Source organism: endosymbiont of Galathealinum brachiosum, assembly GCA_003349885.1.
In the GTDB taxonomy this organism is placed as follows: domain Bacteria; phylum Pseudomonadota; class Gammaproteobacteria; order SZUA-229; family SZUA-229; genus SZUA-229.
This window is the reverse complement of record QFXC01000008.1, coordinates 96,454-117,079: the sequence shown is the minus strand read 5'-3', so window position 1 is coordinate 117,079 and position 20,626 is coordinate 96,454. Positions and strand designations below refer to the sequence as shown.

The following is a 20,626-nucleotide window of genomic DNA, read 5'->3' as shown; positions in this document are numbered from 1 at the left end:
ATTATTTTTCAAACTCGTGGCATGCCAGACAAAGCGCCCCGTCTTTTGCAGGCAGTCTTAATAAAATTTCTTTTTCAATACGTTGATAATTTAAAATATGTGCTTTTGATGATTTCAAATTAAACTTATTAAGCCTGTCCTTTTTATCTTTATTAAAAACGTCATTCCATTTATGTTTGCTATACGTTATACCTTTATCAAGATCATTATTAACAACCTGTTTTCCAGCGGGTTTATTCTGACTGATTACATCAAGCTCATGTGGGCTGTGACAGGTTACACACATTATCTTGCCTGCTTCTGATAGCGGTAAAATTATTTTATGCTCCTTCTCATAGTCACTGATTCTCTTTTGCATTTCATCATCTGGTTTTATTTGATGATTAAGCGCATTAAAGTGAGGTATATCTAAATGACAGCCATAACATATATTCTCTGGTTCCAGACGTAATTTAAGTTCCGACTTTTCTAAGTCATCTTCAGGATCTAACTGTTTTTCATGACAATAAAGACAGGTCTTTTTAATAATTTTATTCTCTTCATCCAGCATTTTATGAATATTATCCCGCTGATACGGCTTTGTATCATGACAGCGATAACAAAAGTCTGTAATTTTGTCATAAGGCCCTTCACGAAAAAAATCATTTGATTTTTTATCAATTTTTTCAAAATCCTGCTGCTTCATATCTTCAATACCATGACAGGTCTGGCAATCAATTTCCTTATTTTTATTCAATGGGAAGTCATCTGGAATTGATATTTCTTTTGAAGGTTCAACCTTATACAGGTGATGCATAGCTGGCATTTCCTGATCACCTTTAGCATAAGCTGAAGTAGATAAAAATAAAAACAAAAGCAGGCATAATCGAATCATTACAGGCCCGCCTGAATTGCTTCGCCATGACTATGACACTCTATACAGCTACTTCCTGTTAGATGGACACCTGTAAGGCCATTACCTGTATCTACATCACCTTCATCCTGAAGTGTCTCCATATCATGACAGAGCACGCATAACTGAGAAAAATCATCAGCGGTTATTTTTACTGAGTGAGGCAGATCACGTAGTGATAAATCAAGCTTGCTAGTGCCCTTATCAGACCGATCAATTATTAACCTGCTATTAGTTGTACCATGCATCGCATGGCAGTCGGTGCATTCAACCCGGCTGCTATAAACATAATTATTGCGTAAACCTGCATAGGTTCCGCTGCCAGCTGAATTAATTTCCCCGTGTTTATCTATAAATGTGTAGGTGTCTTCAATGGCAATTAAAGGATCATCAAAAACTTTATCTGTAATAGGAAAATCAGCCTGTTGATGATCACGATTATGACATCGCAGACAAAAGTCAGTACCATTTGAATAAGGTGAATTAACGCCACTTGAATCAGCGTAACGTGTCAGGTCACGGTTATTATTAAACACGCCATCCATATCTGAAGCATAATGACAGTCTATACATTGTTGATCCTCTAATTCATTATCCGCACCCGTATCAAAATCATGTTTATGTAGACCGGATTGAAGAGGCGCTTCAGGTAAGTCATTTTCATTATGACAAACTAGACACTGGCGAGGTGCATCTGTTCCATTACTGCCATGGCAACCTGTACAGGTTTCATATCCATTAACTTTCACTATGTCACGAATAGCCGGTTCATTTTGATGAACGACGCCTAGTGCATGACAGGCATCACAATCAGATAAACCCCAGGCAGAACCCGCACCGCCATGATTAGTATTTAGTAAAATATCCGTGTCTGTTGTCGACTCATCATGTTCTTCATCGTTATTACAGGCAGCAACAAAAATCAGAATAGAGAAAAATAATAGACGTAACATTATTTTATTCTCCGGTGACAATCAGTGCAGTATTTTACCTGGTGACAGCTTCCACAATCTGCGGGTGCAATTCTCGCATCCAGTCCATGCATTGACTTATAACCTAGACGATGCACTTTAGTGCTGGAGTAACCGCCACTATAATTACGTTTAAAATGACAATCTGTACAAAAAGACAACTGTTTATGACATTCTGTACAGGCCTGCTGATTGGTCTGCGCATCTTCAGCATGAAAAAATGTATAGTTGTAGTTATGATCATCTGGCCAGACAGTAGATGGATCTGGGTGACAAAGCCGACACTCAGATGGTGCTGTTATTTTTTCTACATGACAATCATGACAAATAGCTTCTAGTGCTTCATTGTTTATCTGATTAAGTTTCTCGTGTTCTTTTTTATCCTGAATACTATTTTTACTAAATGGATGGCATAACATACAGGCATCACCCTCATCTTCCATAACATCCATATGAGCTTTATGAGGATAAAATAAATCAGTTCTATCATGGCGTTTCTGCCACCAACTTTTTTCTTTTTTAACTTCGGCTTTAACTTTAGACAAATTATCCGTTTCAGCCTGAGATGAAAGCGACAGCATAAAAAGCAATATAATGAAAATGCTCTTTATCATGGTCTTATCCACACTCTATCATCGAACCGATAACTGAATCTAAAGCCAAATCGGTATTCATCATCCAGATTACTGTTGTATATGTATCGTAGATTGAAGTCGATATACACATCAGATTGAATCATCTTCTCTGCACCTATCTGCAGAGCAACAATACTATCGTTATCTACTGTATCATTTTTTTGATATTGTAAAGCTGTATCAAGGTGACCACGCAAACTGGCAGATATATTTCTATTGCTACTCAGGTAGAGACTGTGAATACTGTCATGTTTTATCGCCAGACTATCCCACTGAGCTATCCACCCTGTTTTTTTATCAAATACGGCCTGTTGTTCAAATCCAAAAGTAAGTCCGACACCATCACCGCCTGTTTCACGCCATACTTTTCGACCACGAACATAGTATTGTTGATCCCATTTATGTTTATGAAAGATATCCGCCTGTAAAATAGATTGTTTGCTATTTGAAAAAACTGAATAAAATTGTTCTTTAAAACTTAACTCAGCCTCTTCTGGTTTCCAGCTTGTATAGCTGATACGACTTAGTCCAAATTCTTTATCGTTATATTGAACGCCTGCATTTATTGATTCAGCACTTTTATTTTCAATTAAATAGCTGCCATTGATAAACATTTTAATCTGGCTTAATTTATTTTTAGATATTTTTTTATTGTCTATATTTGTATTGTTTAAATTTCCACTACCTGATATTCCAAGATGGATATAATTTTGAGTCACTTCATCCTGTAACTGTTGCCATCCAAAATAGCTATTTACATTCTGGACAATCGCATTACTTATACCAGTCTGCTGATTGTTAAAATCCAGACCAAGGATTCTGTTTACTTCAATAATATTATAATCTTCAAGTTGACGTGGAGTTCCAGCATGAAAACTGGCAGTCCAGCTTTTATTAACATAATTGGCTATCAAACCATCTAGAGTATAAAAACCTAGCAGATCAGAACGATCAAATCGGCCTACTGTATAATTAATATTCTGTATATTATGAGATAAAAATAATTGATTAATCTGTTGATCTAATTCACCTTGCAAATGAGTTTGATCATCAAGTTCATGGTATCTAATATCAGCCTGAAAACCTGCATTCATATTTTCCGACTTATTACGCCAGTTTATTTCTGCCTGTTCTTCAATCAGGCTTCTGTTATAAAATTCAGTTTGATCTGTTTCGATAAGTGTATCCAGCCTTCCTGAAACCTGGCTGTATACACTGGGGGAATAACTAAGAATCATCGTACAAATAGTGAAGAATTTTAAGTCTTTCACTAGTCACCAATATAAAAATCGTCTCGGCGCTTTTTCATCTTTGCCCATATTACGATAGAACCTAATGCAACAACACAACTACCACAACTAATACATCGCCCTTGTGTTGTTAATGTGCAATTACTGGTTACTGCTATGTGGCCAAGTGCAAAACCCGCCCCGGCCATCCAGGGCATTATTTTATTAAATGTTAATTTTTTACTATTCTGTTTCATGATAATAAAATTATTAAAAACAAAAACCGTCTACTCCGAATACTTTTATCTGGAATGCAGTGACTTTATAGTATTTAAAGCCACTGAAGTCCTAGCCTCACGGGATATCAGTGTTTAGTCTTATTTTCTACCCCTCAAATGATATAAACCGATAAGTAAAATCAGCAACCAGGGAGCTGAACCACCACCTGATGAAGACGCTTCCACTACAGGTTCAGATACATTTGTTTCATCTGCAAGGGTAATGGTATAGAAACTGAAATGACTGGTTTTAAAAACCAGATACCCATATTCACTGTCTGTCTGAGGGTTCAGGATCAAAATATCGGAAGCATTAACATCTACCCACTCGTTACCGTCGACGGACGTAATTAGTTTGATATTTTCAATACTGTTTTCAGTGCCAGTGTAAGGTAATTTAACTAGTATATTACTGTTACCAAAGCTACTTACATCAACACCATCTGCATCAGTTGCCTGTAAAGAAAACACATCTGCATTCAAACCACCAAATCCAGAATTTGCAGCTGTATTCACCACATCATTATCTGCCAGCGAAATTCTGAACTGATAAGTAGGGAATATCAGATTTGATGTATTGTTAACCATCGGCATTATTGCAACTTTGCGTACAGATGGATCTCCATATAAAGGAGCGAATACAAATAGTTCATCGCCAGATTGCTGATAGAGTATGTCGATATGCTCTGCCTTACTTATACTTGCAAGACGAGCCGCTTCTGCAAGACTAACTTTGTTAACCATTCCAGTCATTTCTGATGCAATGTCGGCATTTAAAATACTCAATGAAGGATTAAGGCGAGTGCTATATAAAATATCAGAAACATTAAGTGTAATATCTGCACTACCATCTTCATTCTCATTGGCTTTCATATAAGGTTTATCAAGCTCAACAATGCCTTCACTAATTAATCGAGCGTCAGGCAGGCTAAAGATAGTCGCAGAGTTTGCAGAACCAAATACGCTATCATCTGCAACTAATGCACTAAAACCACGTTGTGTATTTGCATGACAATCTTCACATTGCAATGAATCAACAGCAGGTCGCGTATTGTGATTCATGATGTACTGGTTAGATTCAGTTAATACCATCACGGCATCTGCATTCTCAAAACCTTTTATCTTGAATACTTTGTTATATGCATTACGTAGCGCCAGATAACCCGCATAACCTTCAGGGTCACCAAAACGTATACTGCCATGCGATAAACGCGCAGTAACTTCTGCCAGTTCAGCACCCGTCTCAGGATCTACAATAACACCATACATATCATCAGATGGCATCACCATGCCCGGCATAGATGTATCGCCTCCACGTAATTCAAACACACTGTTACGTTCTGTTTTGTTTAAAATAGTATTGGTATTTTTATCTTTCCAGTAATAACGATCACGTTGCGCATAAGGAACAATTTTTAATTTTCCATCCTCTTCCTGCCGGTAACGGAACATGATTTGCATACTTCTGCCACGTGCAACCTTGTCATTAATATGACAGGCCTGGCAGCTAACAACATCTAGATGAGATTGTGTAATACGCGTTAATGAATCTGCTGTGTAACCAGCCATATCACCACTGGCTTTCCATTTTTCCAGGTGAGCATTAAGCATCGTTTTATCAAGATCAGATCCTTCCAGGGAAGGAATTGCAGGGTTCTCTGCAGTTTCATGACAATAAACACAACTCAGGGCATTAGGGCTGTAGTCTTTATCATTACGAAGATCCATATCAGAATTCCCCTTAAGGAAATTATGATTGGCATCAAGGTCTACATTGTCTGTATTCGCTAGTGAGTTATAGTAATTTCTTGAGTGACAGGCATTACAGTTTTCAATGGGACGTGTCTCTCCGTTTTCTGTCCATTCTAAACCTTTATGAACATCGTCCTGATAGTCTTCTACCAGCATTCCTTCTTCATCATAAACAGCGCTAGCTTCTTCACCAAAACCGTAAAAACCACGACGTGAATTACTTGTACTATGACAGTTCATGCAGTTTTCATTTTCAGGGAAACGAAGCATGGGGATTTCTACTTTACCATCAACAAAGGCATCGGCATTCCAGTGAAGTATTGGTTTGCCATCTGCATTCAGATTCAACGTATAGTCTGGAGCCATATGATCACTACTGTCTGTTGATGCGGTACGGTCAAAAATAAGCAGGGTTTTGTCATTGGCAGGATCACCACCGTTATTCAGATTAAGGAATTCCAGAATGGCCGTGCCCGCATAGTTAAAGAAACCACCATCTATAAGATAATCATTACGCATGTCATCAGCATGATCAAATGCATCATCCGTATTACCCGCTGTTTCTGGATCTGTTTTAACCAATGCTGAAAAATCAGCATGACAAAGGAAACAGTCAGCTTCTACAACACCACTTTTTTTCCAGTCCCACTGGCTAATGGTATCTTCAGAAGCAGGCTGGTTATTTGAATCAGTACCGCGATTAAAATAATCACCATCAAGATGAGCAACAGTTGTGGGATCTTTTTCATCATAACGAATACCGTTACGATCTTTTTCCATCCAGCCACCACCTGTGTGACAACCTGAACAACGTTGAACCCAGCCAGCAACACCTTTATCTTTAAAATCTGCTTCGCTGACGTTCACTTTACTAGCAAGCGTATCCGGGTTACTACCACTCATACAATTATAACCACCGAAATATCCGGGAGATACTAATGTAGATACGCCGTGGTTTTTACCAAAATCATCTCTTGCTTCCTTGCTTCCCATTTCAAAATGAAAAGCTGAAGTAATAGCCTCGTAATCATGACAGCCACCTGTGCCACAGGTCATTTTAGCACTGTAGGCTTTCTGGCTATCGAGCACATGCAAACCATTTTCATCTAAAATGGGTATAGCGGGATGCAGTACTGGTTCAGCCTGCAATTGAAAAACTGTAAACAATAAACTAGATAAAACAATTGATTTAAAGGACAAACTAATTCGACTGATATTTATTTTTCTAGGTATGAAGTATCTAAATTTATATGATTTATTGTTATAATTATTGCCGTTCTCATTTTTATAATTTGTCACACACACACCTTTAACTCGCATAAATTATTAGATAAAACGCAGTATATTCAGTTTTAATGTTTTTAACTTTATCACGCTTAAACAAGGAAAAATCAGGATGTGACAATTAGTCGCACAACTTAGTTCAATATTTATTTTATTTATTTAAAATAAAAAATATCATTGATCATAATTAATATACTTACAATTTAATCGTGGTATATGCAAAACAGATTTCATTGATTTTAAGTAAAACATGAATAGTTATTACAGGTGCAGTTATTTAATGAAAGAATAATATTTAACTATATATGTGTGTAAAGGCACATATAAAATTGATATAAACGTGTGTATTTAGTATTGATTACTATTTATCACAAATTCATGCATATATTAATGTATAGAAATACAAATTCGACTACTTAATTATTAAATAAACAAAACTCGGCATCTGAATCAGCATTAGTAATTCGCCACCTGTTTTTATTTTTTAAAATTGAATCAAGTTCTGGAGCATTAGAGTAAACAAGGAACCTGTCACCATAAGGCCTATTACAGAAACATCGGCTCTTTAGCGTCTTCTGGATCGCATAATCTAGACCTGAATATGTTATTTTTGATGCTTTATATGATTTGGCTAATTCTATTATTCTATCAACAACTTTAGGTATATCAGATAATCTTGCATGTATTTCTGAAATAATTAAAACATCAGAACCATCAATAAAAGCCATTTTAACGCAGAAAAAAGCAACAGGAATATTGTATTCGATTAATTCAAATACGTCATAATGCTCATTATCTGGAAAATTGATAAAACGCCAATTAAGATAGTGTTTGTCTTTTATAATCCTTATAGCACTTGAATCATAAGCGTCATTGATTATTCTTTCGTGGTCAGATGTAAAAGCTTTAACTTTTTTAAACACAGCTTTAGGTCTATTGTACTTATAATAAAAGTCAGATATTTTAGATAAAGATAAAGCACTTATGTACTTTAATTTACTGATTAAGCCAACATCTATTGCTTGATCATTGAAACCTGACATAGTCAGTGGCTTAACCAAAGTATCAACAACACCGAGATCAAACCAACCTTGTCTTTTAAACATTTTATGAGCTTCATCTGAAACACCCATACCAATCACAACATCGTATTCATTGATTAAAGAGCCTATCATGGCTACACCCAGACCTTTCATTTTCCACTCTGGACGTATTCTTAAGTCAATAGCATATGCAACTGTCAAGACCCTGTTATCAATTATCAGATCTACAACAATCGCACTTTGCTGCCCTACCACCTCATTATTTTGTAAACAATAATAACGTTTATTTATCGAACGACCTGTATATAACCAATGATTAAATACTTCATTTTGTTGATATGAGTTAGCACCAAATTCATCTTTCTGAAATTGTAAAAGCTGCCTCTCGTCCAACGCCGGGACAAGACTATGCATTGAATTTTGAAATTTTTGATAAAACTTATCAATGATTGCTCGTTGCTTGTTCACATATTAAACCTGTGTAATTATATTCTTTTCAATTAGCTGTGGTTCTAAATGTAAATATTTAGTTGTTCTTCGTTTTGAAAGAATGTCTTTAAAAATATATTTTGCCTGATCAAGCGTTATATTAAGTTTCTCAGTAAGCTCCGCTTCTGTCTTACCATTATTGAGATACCATAGAGCAATATCCATTTTTTCATAAGGTAAAGCGAAGTAGAATTCATCCTGCCCCTGCTCAAGACTGTAGGTATCAGTAGTTGGTGTGGTATTACATATGGCATCAGGTAACCCAAGATGCTTAGCCATTGCATACACCTGTGATTTATACAAATGAGAAATCGGCTTTATATCTGCAGCACCGTCACCATTCTTTACGAAAAACCCCTGATCATATTCCAGCCTGTTTGGTGTGCCAATCACAGCATAATTTAATCTATCTGCATGGAAATACTCAAGTGCTTTGCGTATTCTTTGTTTATGATTTATTGAAGCAGCTATAGTTAAGCATGGCTTTAAAGGTAACATTTTTTAAAAACGCTTACCTTGCAATAAGGTTTTAATTTAGAATTAAATTATTTTTATATATAAGTAATCATCAGGTTAGAAATGTAACGTAGTATTACACCTGCCCCTTATATCATGTATAACATCAATAAAGAGTCGTATCTTATTGATTAATATAACTATAATATTCATTCATTACATATAACTTTACTTATGTTTTAATTACCGGATAATATCGCATTTATTCTTTTTAGACTCTATATATCACCAGAAATATGACTTCAACTCAAATAGATTTTGATCTAATAACAGCACCTGACAAAGCACAACTTAACGAGTATGGGCAGTTATATGGCTGCGCTCGTGCATTCTCTATAGCGAACCTGGCATTAAAAAAATCCAATCCCGTAGTAGTCATAACAGAAGATGTTAATCAGTCACAAATTTTACAGCATGAATTGAGTTTTTTTGTATCGAGTAAATGCAAGATACTGGAGTTACCCGACTGGGAAACACTCCCTTATGATATTTTTTCACCTCATCAGGATATTATTTCTCAACGTTTAACGACACTGTACCAATTATCAGATATGCAGTCGGGTGATATTCTTATATTACCAGTATCAACTCTATTACAACGTCTTCCACCTAAATCTTATATCAAATCTCAAGTACTAATGCTGAAACAAAATCAGGCTTTAGATTTAGATGACTTTCGCATCAGTCTTGAACAGAATGGCTACCAGTGCGTTTCTCAGGTTATGGAACACGGTGAATTTGCTGTTCGCGGCTCAATTATAGATTTATACCCTTCTGGGCATGACTTACCTTTTAGAATAGATTTATTTGATACAGACATAGACTCAATTCGACAATTTGACCCAGAAAGCCAAAGATCACTCGACGCCATTAAATCAATAGAAATATTACCCGCACGTGAATTCCCTTTTAATAAAGAAGCAATCAGTGAGTTCCGTACACGTTATCGAGAACAATTATCCGGTGACCCTACTACGAGTAAAATTTATCAGGAAATATCTCAGGGTATCATTCCTAATGGCATTGAATATTACCTCCCCCTGTTTTTTGATGAATTGAATACGATATTTAACTATATCCCAAAAAACACAATAATTTGCTCCACGAAAGAACTGATACAAACCATTGAGCATTTTAATCATGATGTAGCAGAACGTTATGAACAACGTTGTCATGATATTGAACGCCCGATACTAAAACCTGAATCACTTTATCTGAATACAGAAGAATTGCTGCATTCAGTTCAGGATTTTTCTCAAATACAAACGCAGACTGAGAAAAATGCTCCGGGTAATAGCGCTAATGATTTACCATTTAAAGCCCCTGCACAATTTCTGGCCGAAACCAGAACGGATACATCTCTGGTAAAACTGGTTTCTTATGTAAAGGAATATACAGGCAGAATTTTACTGATTACTGAATCGGCTGGTCGCCGGGAAATGTTACTTGAAATGCTGCATGACCAGAAACTCTTTCCTAATGTATCTGAAAGCTGGCATGAATTTGTTAACTCCACTGAACACCTGAGCATTGCAGTAGCATCAATAGATAGAGGATTAAGCTTAAACGAGCCTGAAATCTGTATATTAACTGAAGCTCAGATATTTGGTGAACGCTCACAACAACAACGAAGAAAACGAAAACGCACGCGTGATGCAGAAGCCATCATAGGTAATCTGACTGATTTAAGTATGGGCTCACCCGTAGTTCACGAAGAGCATGGTGTTGGACGTTACCTGGGTTTACAGAAGTTAACTATGGGCGACATAGAGACTGAAGTATTAACCATAGAATATGCAGGTGGAGATAAACTATACGTACCTGTCGCTTCATTAGATTTAATAAGTCGTTATACCGGTGCAGATGCAGATCATGCACCTCAGCATCGACTGGGTACAGAAACCTGGTCTAAAGCTCGTAAAAAAGCAGCCAAAAAAATAAATGATATAGCGGTAGAGATTCTTGATATTCATGCCCGTAGAGCAGCCAAAGGTGGTCTTGCTTATAATATAAATATGGATGAATATAATCAGTTTTCTGCTGCTTTTCCATTTGAAGAAACTGAAGATCAGTTAAAAGCTATTAACTCCGTTATGGAGGATTTATCTGAAGCAAAATCAATGGACCGAGTTGTTTGTGGTGACGTGGGTTTCGGTAAAACAGAAGTAGCAATGCGCGCCACATTTATCGCTGCAAATGCGAATAAACAGGTCGCAATACTGGTTCCTACAACCTTACTTGCACAGCAACACTTTCAAAACTTTAAAGACCGTTTTGCAGACTGGCCCTTCAAAATAGAATGCCTTTCTCGTTTTAATACAAAAAAACAACAAGATCAGGTTATTGCAGATTTAAAAAATGGTAAAGTTGATATTATTATAGGCACACATAAATTATTACAAAAAGATATTGGGTTCGATAATCTAGGTTTGTTAATTATTGATGAGGAACACCGGTTCGGCGTTAAACATAAAGAACAATTTAAAAACCTTCGAGCAGAAGTCGATATTTTAACCTTAACGGCTACACCTATTCCACGCACATTAAACATGTCACTTGCAGGTTTACGCGATTTATCCATTATCGCCTCACCGCCAACACAACGCCATGCAATAAAAACCTTTGTATCAGAATGGAATGATCAGCAGGTACATGAAGCCTGTTTACGTGAAATAAAACGTGGTGGACAGGTTTATGTGTTACATAATGAAGTTAAAACAATTGAGAAAATGTGCAAAACACTGGAGGATTTAATTCCTGAAGCCAGTGTACAGTTTGCGCATGGACAAATGCGAGAAAAAGACCTTGAGCGTATTATGCTCGATTTTGTTCATCAACGATTTAATATTCTGGTAAGCACAACAATTATAGAAAGTGGCATTGATATACCAAGTGCAAATACTATTATTATTAATCGTGCAGACAAACTGGGGTTAGCGCAGCTTCATCAAATACGCGGCCGTGTGGGTCGCTCCCATCACAGGGCGTTTGCATATTTAATTACACCGCCTAAAAAAGCTATGACAAAGGATGCCGTTAAACGCCTTGAAGCAATAGAATCATTAGAAGATCTGGGTGTTGGCTTTACACTGGCAACACATGATTTAGAAATAAGGGGCGCTGGTGAGCTGTTAGGAGATGATCAAAGCGGTCAGATTCATGAAATTGGCTTTAGCCTTTATACTGAACTGTTAGATAGAGCGGTTAAAGCCCTAAAATCGGGTAAAACCGTTGACCTTGATAAACCAATACATCAAGGCACTACCATTGATTTGGGTGTCCCCGCACTACTTCCTGATGATTATATTTATGACATTCACACTCGCTTGATTCTTTATAAACGTATTTCAAATGCCCCTAACCAGCATGCGCTTGATGAGGTTCGAGTAGAGCTTATAGATCGTTTCGGTTTATTACCCGATATTGCTAAAAACCTCTTTGAGGTGACCTCATTAAAGTTATTAACTCAGTGCATAGGTGTTGAAAAAATTACAGCTGTAGATTCACTGGTTCGTATTATTTTTAATTTGAATGCCAATATAGACCCTGCACGTCTTATTTCGTTGATACAATCTGAACCGCAAATATATAAGCTAAACGGAACTAATACCTTGATTATTTATAAAGAGACCACAGAGTGTGAACAAAGAGTAAAAATATTACACGACATACTTAATTCACTCATGCTACAGGAAGCAGCTTAATGAAAATATTTTTTACACGATTATTCTTCATTTTAATATTTCAATCTTTAATATCAGTATCATTTGCCAGAGAAACAGGCTATGAAGTTGAACTAATTATTTTTGAAGATGCTAAAGCTCGTTATTTGCAGTCAGAAGACTGGAGTTATAACGACATGTTACATAATAAAAAAGAGAGTGAAGAAAAAGCTGTAGATAAAGATCCAGAATATAAACAGTTAAGCTGGGATGACTCTAAATTATCAGCTAATGTTGCACGCCTTAGAAACAACCATAATTATAAAATATTAGTAACTAAGCGCTGGAAACAAACAGGTCTTGATCGTAAGCACGCCTTCAACATTCCGATTGATAGTAATATAAATAATTCAACCAGTATTGAATTAGAAAAGACAGATACATCTTTTTCTACGGATAATATAGAGCCTTATGTAACCGGTAATGTAAAACTTATAATGAGCCGATATTTACATTTTAATGTAAATCTAAAATATATAATGCCTCATGATAATAACGGTGAAATTGAATCCATGTTGTTGCCTGTTGTTGATGAGCGAAGAATGCGCAGCCGTGAAATACATTATATAGACCACCCTTTAGTTGGTGTTGTTGTTTTAGCCACGCCCTATGAAATTAAATCTACAGAAGAAAATACGAAGACCACTAAATACAAAACCATGTAGTTTTATTGTAGAGGTAGTACTATGTTAAGCGGAGAACTAATTTATCAAACATCTGATGAGTATGGTTCGATCGAAGTTATTGAATATATGCAACAGATCAGGGCTATGCACTTTGGAAACAAAACACAACAATCAGCTAATTTATTATGTAACCCTTTCTTTCTCGTGCATAAATATGCTCAGGCAATGACTTTACCATTATGCTGGATAAAGCCAAAACGAGTTCTTGTACTGGGCTTGGGTGCAGGTTCCATAGTAAAATACCTGTACAATTATCACCCGAATATTATTATTGATGCGGTTGAGTTACGACCAAAAGTCACAGAAGTAGCAATTAAATATTTTTCACTTCCAGAAACTGATGAACACTTTACTATATTTAATGATTCAGCAGATAACTGGTTGAAGTTATCAAACGAAAATGAATATGATTTAATTATTGTCGATGTATTTCTAACCTCGAATACAGACATAGATATTACCGTCGATGTTTCGTCATCTTTCAATAATATACATGACTTACTTTCAGGTACAGGTGTTGCTGTATTTAATCATCTTGGTAATGATGTATATTCATACCCAGGTTTTAATCGTTTATCTAATATATTTAATGAAAATGCATTTTATTTAGATATAGAATCGACGAATTCAATAATAATAACTTCACGAACATCTATTCCTCACGAAATAAAACAATCGGAATTTGACCGATTATCTCTAATTTCGACATTACCTTACCATGAATACTTCCATTCTTTAAAATCTATAATAACTTAATTCGATTACACAATATTTATTAGGGCTCAATACCTTATTTTTTAATTGCGTGGTCTATAAAATTTATATCGGATTTAAAATCTTTAAGAAATAATAAAAAAGTTGATAAAAGTAAAGTTCATATTTCACCCGTTGTAACGACTATGGTCGCTATTCCGTCATTCGTATCTGCAGGTTATAGATATACAAATAACAACCCGGCATCACATGATATTTTTTATATAATAGCTTAAATATTCATACCAATGCACTTATAAAAGATATTGATCAATGATTCACTCTTTGTGCGAAAATAGCTTTCGCCTTATTTTGCATAGGACCGTAGGCAATTATGCTTGGAAAACAAATACCAACTGAACTTAAAGAACAAGCTTTAATAAGGCTATTACCACCATATAATTAGTCACTCAGACTGGTAGTCAAAGAGGTTATAACTACTCCATCAACTATATTTAACTAAAGATGGATAAAGGACTACTTATGCCAAGTGACGACAATGTAATTAAGTAATCAGCAGATCAAATAAACAGTGGAAAAATAGCTGCAACGGGAAGATAAAGCTTCAAAAAAACAGCTATATTGTTGGTGTTGCAGGAAAAGCCCAATTTCACGTAAATCCCTGTGAATTCACGGGCTACCGTAGGTTGCACCACTGACGATATAAAACGTTTTAATCGACGCTAATAAGCGTTGGTCTTCGAGTGCACGCTCCGAGAATGTTTTTTCTAAATAGGCATAAAACCCACTGCGATTAATTATATAAACTTGGCACATCGATCGTATTGAAAACTCATCTCGATGCTCACGGATAAAGGGGCACTTTACCCGGGGTCGTTGCTAAAGTATTTTGTGGCCTTATTGGCTTGCTGAGGGCTCTTTCTCCGTAGCGTTTTAACCAAGCGTACAAACTGTGTGTGGTTGTACCTAATTGTTCAGCCACGTCTGCAACTGAATAACCTCGTTCTGTGACTTGCTTAACGGCTTCTATTTTAAATTCGCCTGTGTATCGTTTGCTGCTGTTCATAAACACCCCTCATAGAGTTACATTTTAAAGCTATTAGGCGTCTAGCAAACCCTGGGAAGTCCATTAAAATTCATTTAGATGACCTGGATCGACAAGAAACAGGGATTATATATGCTCTGTTGAGTTTAACCCGGAGAAAGTAAGCAAAGAAGCTGCATGATAAAAACGACAACTACCTTGAAAAACGCTGATACTAGGTAATCAAGATAGGCTACAATATGTGTTAATATTATGATTATAGTGGATAGAAACTTAAGAGCTTGCATAGGACTTAAAGGTATATACATCTTACGAATCATAATTTCAATTTTATTTAATGTAAATATGGTCAAAATTACATAAATTTTTATATCTTATGTATAAGTTAAAAATATGTATTTACATCATTAAATATATAAATAAATTTAATAGTTAAACCCTATCCAGCATTAGTATATAGTTATATTAAGGATTGGCGACACATAACAAAACATGATCATATTTCTCAGTGACTAAGAGATGTTTAATATCTTGATGGTATTACTTTGCTAAAATACATACAATATAAGACTGATTTATATTAAATATGTAAATTTGGCAGGAGTATCTTAAATGATTAATTATGCAGTAAAGTTAGGAGTGTCAATACTAGTGGTAGGAATCCTCATAACCGCTTGTACTGGTGAGGCGGATCTCTTTAACTCTCCCACAGAGGCGGATCTCTTTAACTCTCCCACAGAAGCGTTTCTATGTGACCTGCCCTCAAATTACACCGAATACTTTGTATCTACTACCGGTGATGACAACTCCGATGGCTCTGAAAGCTCGCCCTGGAAAGGTATTCAAAAATCTATTGAGAAACTTAAACCTGGTAATATTCTAACAATAGCCGATGGATTCTATTTAGAAAATGTAAAACCTACAATTAGTGGTAATAGTACGGACCCTATAATTATACGTGCTGAAAACCCATTTAAAGTAGTCATAGATGGTGATTCTCAAGGTCCTGCCCTAGACATTACTGAAGTTAGCTACTTATACTTTGAAGGTTTTCGTTTACAAAATGCCGGTGAAAAAGCAACCCTAGAAATAAATAGTCGTGATGGGCAACCCTCAACAGGTAATACAGATACACATCATATATTTATGAGTAAAATGGCAATACAAGGCTCATGTTTGAATAAAAACTGTAATGGGATACTAATAGCTCGATCTAATGACGTGTTATTTGCCGATTCATGGATTTATGGTGCAGGTCGATATACCGTTTCAATCTATGGTAGCCGTAATATAAACTTAAGAAGAGTCGTTATACGCTGGGATGAATGGATTGGTGCTGATTATAAACCTGATGACCCACGACAGGCTTTGGGAATATACAATACACATGATAGTTTATTCGAAAATATAGTCATTATTGATGCCGGTGAAAAACCATCAGGTACGGCTGGTGATAAAGGCGCTGTATTATTAGCTGGTGGTGACAATGGTGATACGGCACCATTCACTGGCTCAGAAAACAATCGTTTTTATGGCTTGGTGATTCATAACAATAATGGTCATGGCATAGCCTTATCTGGACGCAGTACACCACATAATCTTAACTATTTTGAAAATAGTATTGTTTACAACAATACTAAACGAGGCCTTACCATTAATAAAAGAGTTGAATTCACCACATTTAATAATATGTCAGTGATTAATAACCCTGATGGTGGTTATGGTAACTTTTCTAGCGAAACAACAGGTAATATCTTAAAAAATAGCCTTATTTTAGACAATGGATCAAACGCTATTTCTGGAGAAGTCACGAATAATTACAACGTTGTTTTTGGTAATAATGATAATGGATCTCTAGGTGAGCAATCAATATCAATAGACCCACAGCTACTCTATGTCTTTAAAAATGATACCGTTCCTTTGTTAAATAATCCTGGTGATAATGATAAAGCAAGAGGAGCAAACCTATTGTTTCGCTATTATGGAGGTATTGAGTCTAAACAACACTTATGGCCTTGGTTATATGAAGATCTAATCAAAAAGGATTTCTGTGACCAAACCACATTGAATGAGTTAGGCCGTACAGGAGCAAACTCCGCTAAATGGTGTGATTCTAGTGCTACACTTTCTCGCTATTTATTCGAGGCATCAACTAATCAAACCTGCCCTAATAATATATGTGACTTAGATGCTGAAAAACCTACCTGCTCTATAGAGTAAAATAAAGTCCTTTATAGTTTCGACCGTCAAATGGCATTGCTGATTAAGTCAATATATTTCAGTAATGACCTTAATCTCAAATTAATTCTATTTTTAAACTCATCTAGCAATTTAATATATACGGAAAATCGTGAGTCACATCACATAATTAAACCATTATATAGTCGAATGACCTGAACGGGTAGTAAACATGAAACTGTTCACAGTTATATAAGCCTATCACCCTATAATTACATTCGTTAGTTAAAGAAAAATGATTATACCTAATTGATAACGTCATATTGATTGTTACTCAAATATATATGTTTGTATAAACCTTCCACATGAAATTAGGTAAAAAACCATGAAAAATTCTTTATTTTGGCATTACATAAGCATCGCTAGCTTAGTGATACTACAAGGTTGTTCAGGTACTACATCTGAATACACAGATAAGCCACAAAATTATTCTCAAAAACCTCAGTCATTCAACATAAGTATTCAAGATAAAAGTGATGATGCTGAAGAGCATACGAATGGCACAATTGATTTGTCTAGTAGTGATATGGAAATGATTTATGATAGCTATAGTGGAACTCAGTTAGTTGCACTTCGTTTTCAAATTGGTATACCTAAAGATGCAATTATAGAAAGTGCCAGTATTCAATTTACAACAGATGAAGAGTCTTATGGAATTGCAAATTTAAATATTACAGCGGAAGATAGTAGTAATTCCTCTTCATTTTCAACGCAACAATATAATATAAGTCAACGTCAATATTTAAATAATTCCATCAAATGGCAACCTTTAGAATGGTCAGAAGTAAATGAGACTAATGAAATACAAGAAACTCCTGAAATAAAATCTTTACTTCAACCGTTAATAGATAAGGCTGAATGGAATCAATGTAATTATATTACATTTTCAATTACAGGCGAAGGTCAACGAATTGCTGTATCACATGATTTAGATGAAAATAAATCTGCTAAATTGAGTGTCCAATATCTTAGTAACACCACAGGTGTTAATTGTACAGATCAAGATGTTAGTGTTGATAATAATAAGCTACCTATCGATACTGATACGCTAGCACCAAGTACTCCAACAAACCTAAGATACTCATCTAGCAGTTTAATAAGTACATCAGTACAATTATTATGGGACACTTCTGCTGATAATATTGCTGTTGCAGGTTATAAAATATATAGAGACGGTGTACAGATTGCGACAACTACAAAACTATTGTTCACAGATACAGAGTTACAACCATCAACTAATTATCAATATACTGTTTCAGCATTTGATAACGCTGGAAACAATGCAAGTAGTAATGCACTATCAATTACAACTACTGCATCTATTTCAGATAATGAAGCACCTAGTGCTCCCGTACTAAGCAGTTCATCACAACCAACAAGTTCTAGTATTAGTATTCAATGGACAGCATCAACTGATAATATTAGCTTGAGTGGCTATCGCATTATGCGTAATGGTTCATTAATAGCTACCACCACTGAAACCTCGTATAGTGATACTGCATTACAACCAAGTAGTGTTTTCCAGTATTCAATTATTGCTTTTGATTCGGTAAATAACACATCAAATAGTAATACCCTATTAATCACTACTGCTAATTATGTTTCTTCAGGTTTATCAGGTTATTTTGTTTCAAATAGTGGTAATGATAATAATTCTGGTAGTGAAAGCGCTCCTTGGAAAACGCTACAAACATCAATAAATAAACTTAGCCCAGGTCAAACACTGAATGTTGTTGATGGTATATATAGAGAAAATATAACACCAACAGTTAGTGGTTTATCATCTGCCCCAATATATGTACGAGCAGTAAATCCATTACAAGTAACCATTGATGGCTCAGGCGTCGGAACTGCACTGGATATAACTGAAGTGAGCTATCTAGAATTTGAAGGTTTTAAACTTCAAAATTCGGGAGAAAGAGCTGTACTTGAGGTAAATAGTCGAGATGGACAGCCTGCAACAGGTAATACTGATACTCATCATATTGTTTTACGCAAAATATCAGTAAAAGGATCATGTTTAAATAATAACTGTAATGGAATTCTGATTGGTCGATCAAATGATGTTTTGATTGAAGATGCGTGGGTATTTGGAGCTGGGCGTTATACGACTTCAATATATGGTAGCCGTAATATAACGTTGCGTCGTGTTCTAATTCGTTGGGATCAATGGTATGGGGCAAATTATAAACCCGATGATCCACGTAATGCACTTGGTGTTTATAATACTCATGATAGCTTATTTGAAAATGTAGTTATTATTGACTCAGGTTATAGACCACCCGGTGTTGGTGGAGATAAAGGGGCATTATTATTAGCTGGTGGTGATAATGGTGATACAGCACCATTCACTGGCTCAGAAAACAATCGTTTTTATGGTTTAGTGATTCATAACAATATAGGTTTAGCTATTTCGTTATCTGGACGCAGTGCTCCGCACAATCAAAATCATTTTGAAAATGGCGTTATCTTTAATAACAGTCGCCGAGGTTTAACCATAAACAAAAGAGTTGAAAATACAACATTCAATAACATGACTGTATTTGGTCACCCTGAAGGTGGTTACGGTAACTTTTCTAGTGAAACATCTGGAAATGTATTAAAGAATAGCCTTATATTAAATAATGGCGGCTCTAATGCAATCACAGGTGAAGTAACTGAAACGTATAATATTTTATACGGAAATAGCACTAACAATACTTCTAGTGATACTTCTCTTGTCATTGATCCAAACCTTGAGTATGTATTTACCAATGATACAGCAACACTTCTTAATTCAAACCTGGGATCAAATAATAAACCTAGGGGCGCTAATGCAATATATAGATATTACAACGGTGTAGAGTCAACTGAGAAACTTTGGCCCTGGATGTTTGAAGATGAAATATATGAGGATTTTTGTGATCCTAACTCTCTATCAGACTATGGTAGAACTGACAGTAACTCGTCAGCTTGGTGTGATTCAGGTAAATCATTAACCCGATATCTATGGGAATCAACCACAGTTTTAGCATGTCCTGCTAATATTTGTGATGTGGCTCCTACACCTTTACCTTAATTAGTCAAATAATGATCAATATGGCCACCTAAATTAATATTTAGGTGGCTTTTTTGTGCTTTATTAGTAAAAAT

At 35.7% G+C, this 20,626-nt stretch carries 14 protein-coding genes; 5 read left to right on the top strand and 9 right to left on the bottom strand.

Annotation, left to right across the window (positions count from 1 at the left end):
- Position 1: 1 nt before the first annotated feature.
- The 8 genes from DIZ80_06555 to nadE all read right to left on the bottom strand — a co-directional run bounded on the left by DIZ80_06555 (position 2) and on the right by nadE (position 9,071).
- Positions 2-874 carry a hypothetical protein gene (locus DIZ80_06555; protein ID RDH83795.1) on the bottom strand — a complete coding sequence of 291 codons (873 nt, stop codon included), beginning with the start codon at positions 872-874 and terminating at the stop codon, positions 2-4.
- Complete coding sequence (locus DIZ80_06550; protein ID RDH83794.1) at positions 874-1,845, bottom strand: hypothetical protein; 972 nt, start codon at positions 1,843-1,845, stop codon at positions 874-876. The genes DIZ80_06555 and DIZ80_06550 overlap by 1 nt, the downstream gene beginning before the upstream one ends.
- On the bottom strand, positions 1,845-2,477 hold the full coding sequence (locus DIZ80_06545; GenBank protein ID RDH83793.1) for a hypothetical protein: 633 nt from the start codon (positions 2,475-2,477) through the stop codon (positions 1,845-1,847). Before DIZ80_06545 ends, DIZ80_06550 begins: the two co-directional genes overlap by 1 nt.
- Positions 2,474-3,736, bottom strand: coding sequence for a hypothetical protein (locus DIZ80_06540; protein ID RDH83792.1), 1,263 nt, complete (start codon positions 3,734-3,736; stop codon positions 2,474-2,476). The genes DIZ80_06545 and DIZ80_06540 overlap by 4 nt, the downstream gene beginning before the upstream one ends.
- A 32-nt stretch (positions 3,737-3,768) precedes the next feature.
- Complete coding sequence (locus DIZ80_06535; GenBank protein RDH83791.1) at positions 3,769-3,984, bottom strand: hypothetical protein; 216 nt, start codon at positions 3,982-3,984, stop codon at positions 3,769-3,771.
- Between the two features lie 120 nt (positions 3,985-4,104).
- Positions 4,105-7,056: a cytochrome C gene (locus DIZ80_06530; GenBank protein RDH83790.1), complete on the bottom strand. Its 2,952-nt coding sequence runs from the start codon at positions 7,054-7,056 to the stop codon at positions 4,105-4,107.
- 401 nt (positions 7,057-7,457) lie between these two features.
- The gene (locus DIZ80_06525) at positions 7,458-8,552 is read right to left on the bottom strand and encodes a hypothetical protein (protein ID RDH83789.1); all 1,095 of its coding nucleotides are present in this window, start codon (positions 8,550-8,552) and stop codon (positions 7,458-7,460) included.
- Positions 8,553-8,555: 3 nt separating this feature from the next.
- Positions 8,556-9,071, bottom strand: a complete 516-nt coding sequence (nadE, locus tag DIZ80_06520; protein ID RDH83788.1) for an NAD(+) synthase — start codon at positions 9,069-9,071, stop codon at positions 8,556-8,558.
- 254 nt (positions 9,072-9,325) lie between these two features.
- Between nadE and DIZ80_06515 the strand changes: the two genes are divergently transcribed.
- The 3 genes from DIZ80_06515 to DIZ80_06505 are packed head-to-tail and all read left to right on the top strand — an operon-like array spanning position 9,326 to position 14,253.
- Positions 9,326-12,793 carry a transcription-repair coupling factor gene (locus tag DIZ80_06515; GenBank protein ID RDH83787.1) on the top strand — a complete coding sequence of 1,156 codons (3,468 nt, stop codon included), beginning with the start codon at positions 9,326-9,328 and terminating at the stop codon, positions 12,791-12,793.
- Positions 12,793-13,476, top strand: a complete 684-nt coding sequence (locus tag DIZ80_06510) for a hypothetical protein (GenBank protein ID RDH83786.1) — start codon at positions 12,793-12,795, stop codon at positions 13,474-13,476. Before DIZ80_06515 ends, DIZ80_06510 begins: the two co-directional genes overlap by 1 nt.
- Positions 13,477-13,497: 21 nt before the next feature.
- Positions 13,498-14,253 carry a hypothetical protein gene (locus tag DIZ80_06505; GenBank protein ID RDH83785.1) on the top strand — a complete coding sequence of 252 codons (756 nt, stop codon included), beginning with the start codon at positions 13,498-13,500 and terminating at the stop codon, positions 14,251-14,253.
- A gap of 802 nt (positions 14,254-15,055) precedes the next feature.
- Here the strand turns inward: DIZ80_06505 and DIZ80_06500 are convergent.
- Positions 15,056-15,277, bottom strand: a complete 222-nt coding sequence (locus DIZ80_06500) for a hypothetical protein (protein ID RDH83784.1) — start codon at positions 15,275-15,277, stop codon at positions 15,056-15,058.
- Positions 15,278-15,868: 591 nt separating this feature from the next.
- On the opposite strand from DIZ80_06500, the gene DIZ80_06495 reads away from it, so the two are divergent.
- Positions 15,869-17,476: a hypothetical protein gene (locus DIZ80_06495; protein ID RDH83783.1), complete on the top strand. Its 1,608-nt coding sequence runs from the start codon at positions 15,869-15,871 to the stop codon at positions 17,474-17,476.
- A 343-nt stretch (positions 17,477-17,819) separates the two neighbouring features.
- On the top strand, positions 17,820-20,552 hold the full coding sequence (locus DIZ80_06490; GenBank protein RDH83782.1) for a hypothetical protein: 2,733 nt from the start codon (positions 17,820-17,822) through the stop codon (positions 20,550-20,552).
- Positions 20,553-20,626: the final 74 nt, after the last annotated feature.